Here is a 3,288-nt window from a genome sequence, read left to right as displayed (position 1 = left end):
CATGGAGAAAGGCTTCACAAAGCAACTCGCTATTGGTTGCGTGACGTAAACTTTTTAATTGGCGGCGGGTACGTTCATTAGTTAAAATTTCCAATACCTTAATAGGAATTGATACCGTAATTTTTTTAACCTGCTCGCTTTTTTTCCCGTGTTCCGCATAGGGGCTGATATATTTGCCATTCCAATCTGCCATAAGTACCTTGCAATCAAATAAGAAAATAAAAACTAAATTATCTATGGTTATTTTAATGCTAAAAGAACCAAATAACAATCTAGACGGCTAAATGACCGCACTTTTACTATGATTCAATCCATTCAAGGTTAATTTTATCCGGTGTAATTTCATTAACTGTCTTATCAAAAAACAATATATGCATCGGAGATTGAGTCATCGGTTTCCAGTGGATAAATTCATATTCATTATTATGATAAAACGCAATAATAGGCTTATTAAAGCCCGAAGCAATATGAACAGTTGAGGTATCAACAGAAATTAACTGCTGGCAATGCCTAATTAACTCAATTGTATGAAATATTTCTGTTGTGGGATAAACAAAAACATTAGTAAAGTTTTTTGCTAAATTAATTAACTTATCATTTGTATCAGGTGCACTTAATAATACAATTTTCTTGCTTTGAATATTTTCTGTTAAATAATTTAAATGAGTTGTAATATTCTCATCAGACATTTTCCTCATCGAAAAATAACCAAAAAAGTTTAATGTAATATAATCTTTTAGTTGATTTTCTTTTAGAAAAGTAGAAATAACCATTGCTGCTTTTTGATTAAAAGGAATGTCATATTGCAAATCAATATTAGTTAATCCAATCTTTTCCAGAGCAGCAGCATAAACTTGAGAGAAATGTTGAGTGCTATAAGGGATATTCTGATTAAACAGTTTATAACCCTCTTTTTGATAACCAATATTTATTTTAGCATTAATTAAGCGTAACAATAATAAATCTCGGTTTCTTAAAAATACTGTTGGATCAATTACTACATCATAATTTTCTTTACCCAATGAAAAGCCACAACGAATATAATCTTTGATATTTTTCTTTTTTACCAAATAAAATTGATCAATATAAGGATTTTGTGAAAATAGATATTGATTCTGTTTAGTACAAACTACACCGATCTGTAACGTAGGATTAAATTTTTTCAACTCACGAAAAGCAAAAGAACTGACAATATAATCTCCTATTTTTCCATCTTGACGAAGAAATAATATTTTCTGTATAGGTAAGCTATTCGTTTCGGGACGACGATCAATAAATAATTTCCCTATATTTATTCTTAGATTTCGCAAAAATTGTTTAAATTTCATTTAATAATCCCTGTGTTCAATAGCATCAATTTCTGAATCTGTTCCTCTAAAAATACAAGGTGGTTCGACACCATAGACATTAATATGGGTTATTTGCAATAATCCCGTTAAATAATCCGCCGGCATTCGGATTGGATAAGCATAATTCATTAATTTTTTCGCACCAGCTAAAGTTAAAATATAGCCTGTCGCTCGGGTAATGCTACGTTTCGATGACTTTGATGGACTTCTATATCTTACTAAACGATAGCCGTCAATTAAATTTCGTTTGAAAGGGTAAGACTTAGCTTTACCATGCTCTAAAAAAATAATTTCTCTGCGTTTTGGTACTTTCTTTAAAATATCTTTTACTATCGCCTCAAAATCTTGATATACGATAGCGTCGTCTTCCAAAATAATGGCTTGCTCAATATTATTATCAATAATCCGTCTATATAATTGAATATGGCTCATTGCACAACCAATTTCACCTAATGTCAAAGGCTTTCGAGCTGCGTAGTATTTAGGATAGAATTCATAATCAATTTCTGATAACTGATAAGAGGTTAGATCTTTTCCATAAATGGCATCAAAAAATTCAAAAGAAATGTTAAGCGAACTCAATCGTTTTGCAATAACGGCTCTGCGAGGAGAATTTTTAAGACTAATGATAAAAATAGGTGGTAATGGCATATTCTTTCTATCTCATACTCATATTAAAGCAACTAGAAAACAGCTATAAAACTAGTAGCTACAAACACCTTTGACCTAAAGACGATTTTAGTTTAGTCTAGCCGTGCTTTCAACTAACTTTTTCTGCCTATCTATGAATAATTATGTAATTAGTCTAATATCAGCAACAGAACGTCGAGAACATGTCACTAAAGAGTTTGGGAAGCATACTATTCCTTTTCAATTTTTCGATGCCATTACGCCAAATGATCTAAATAGACCGGATATACTTGAATTGTTACCGAATATTCATCAAGCAAAGCTTTCTAGCGGTGAAAAAGGTTGCCTTTTAAGTCATTTAGCATTATGGAAAAAATGTATTGATGAAAATTTACCCTATATCAACATTTTTGAGGATGATATTTTACTAGGTGAAAATGCAAAAGAATTCTTGTTTCAAGATGAATGGTTTTTTAAACGATTTGACTTAAAAAAAAATTTTATCTTAAGATTTGAAACATTTTTAATGCCAGTAAAAAATGAGACCACTGATATTTTTCCTTATAAAGATAGAGAATTTAAAATATTAAAAGAAGTTCATTTTGGCACTGCTGGATATACTATAGCTAACCAAACAGCTAAGTTTTTACTAGAAAAAGTAAGAAACGCCTTGGATGATAAATTAGCTGCAATTGATGAATTGATTTTTGATCACTTTCTAAATGAACTACCTATTTACCAAATATCTCCAGCAATTTGTGTACAAGAAATGGAGTTTAATAAAGAAAAATGTTATTTATATAGCCAAATTCAGGAAGAAAGAAAAAAAATTAGAGAAAGCCTTACTCCTAAAGTGGAAAGAAATTTAATGGAAAAAATATTTCGTGAACTACAAAGACCGTTTAAGAAAGAGAAAGCTAAAAAATTAGCAAAAATAAGAGAAAAGTATATAATTTTATTTAAATAACTTTCTAATTAAAGGAAATGTATAAAATTAAGACCAAAAACGTGACTTCTATGTAGTTTATCATTTTAAAAGAATTATTGACAAACTTGACACTAGCCTCTATAAATCTGTACAGGGTATTAGCACTAAAGCCTATTTGAAATAATATGTTATTTATTAAGAAGAGATAAAATATGAATATATATAATTTTCTAAAATTTTATACAAATTTAACAAGAACATTAACTGTTGATATAGGCTTACAAAAGTTATATAAATTAAGAAAGCCTATAAAACCTTATGCTTTTATCCGTGTGCATAATGAGATTAAAACTATAGATACCTGTTTTAACAGTTTTTTAT

Annotated in this window: 4 protein-coding genes; 1 reads left to right on the top strand and 3 read right to left on the bottom strand. The window is 29.4% G+C overall.

Features of this window, described 5'->3' with window-relative positions:
- From metJ to BKK47_RS12265, 3 genes are all read right to left on the bottom strand, one after another.
- The coding region (gene metJ / locus BKK47_RS12275) for a met regulon transcriptional regulator MetJ (protein WP_143529639.1) at positions 1-193 on the bottom strand (193 nt) is incomplete at its 3' end.
- 106 nt (positions 194-299) lie between these two features.
- Positions 300-1,328: a glycosyltransferase family 9 protein gene (locus BKK47_RS12270; RefSeq protein WP_077495090.1), complete on the bottom strand. Its 1,029-nt coding sequence runs from the start codon at positions 1,326-1,328 to the stop codon at positions 300-302.
- Positions 1,329-2,000 carry a glycosyltransferase family 25 protein gene (locus BKK47_RS12265; RefSeq protein WP_077495089.1) on the bottom strand — a complete coding sequence of 224 codons (672 nt, stop codon included), beginning with the start codon at positions 1,998-2,000 and terminating at the stop codon, positions 1,329-1,331. It lies immediately after the preceding gene.
- A 133-nt stretch (positions 2,001-2,133) separates the two neighbouring features.
- Here BKK47_RS12265 and BKK47_RS12260 point away from each other — a divergent pair, with 133 nt between their 5' ends.
- A complete protein-coding gene (locus BKK47_RS12260; protein ID WP_077495088.1) occupies positions 2,134-2,946 on the top strand; it encodes a glycosyltransferase family 25 protein in 813 nt (270 codons plus the stop codon).
- Positions 2,947-3,288 lie beyond the last annotated feature (342 nt).

This window comes from Rodentibacter mrazii, assembly GCF_001998825.1.
In the GTDB taxonomy this organism is placed as follows: Bacteria; Pseudomonadota; Gammaproteobacteria; order Enterobacterales; family Pasteurellaceae; genus Rodentibacter; species Rodentibacter mrazii.
Note: the sequence above shows the minus strand (reverse complement) of the source record. Positions and strands in the feature narration are given on the sequence as shown.

Excerpts from the sequence above, each read along its gene's own strand:
- BKK47_RS12270 (WP_077495090.1), bottom strand. The coding sequence starts at position 1,328 with ATGAAATTTAAACAATTTTTGCGAAATCTAAGAATAAATATAGGGAAA.
- BKK47_RS12265 (WP_077495089.1), bottom strand. The coding sequence starts at position 2,000 with ATGCCATTACCACCTATTTTTATCATTAGTCTTAAAAATTCTCCTCGC.
- BKK47_RS12260 (WP_077495088.1), top strand. The coding sequence starts at position 2,134 with ATGAATAATTATGTAATTAGTCTAATATCAGCAACAGAACGTCGAGAA.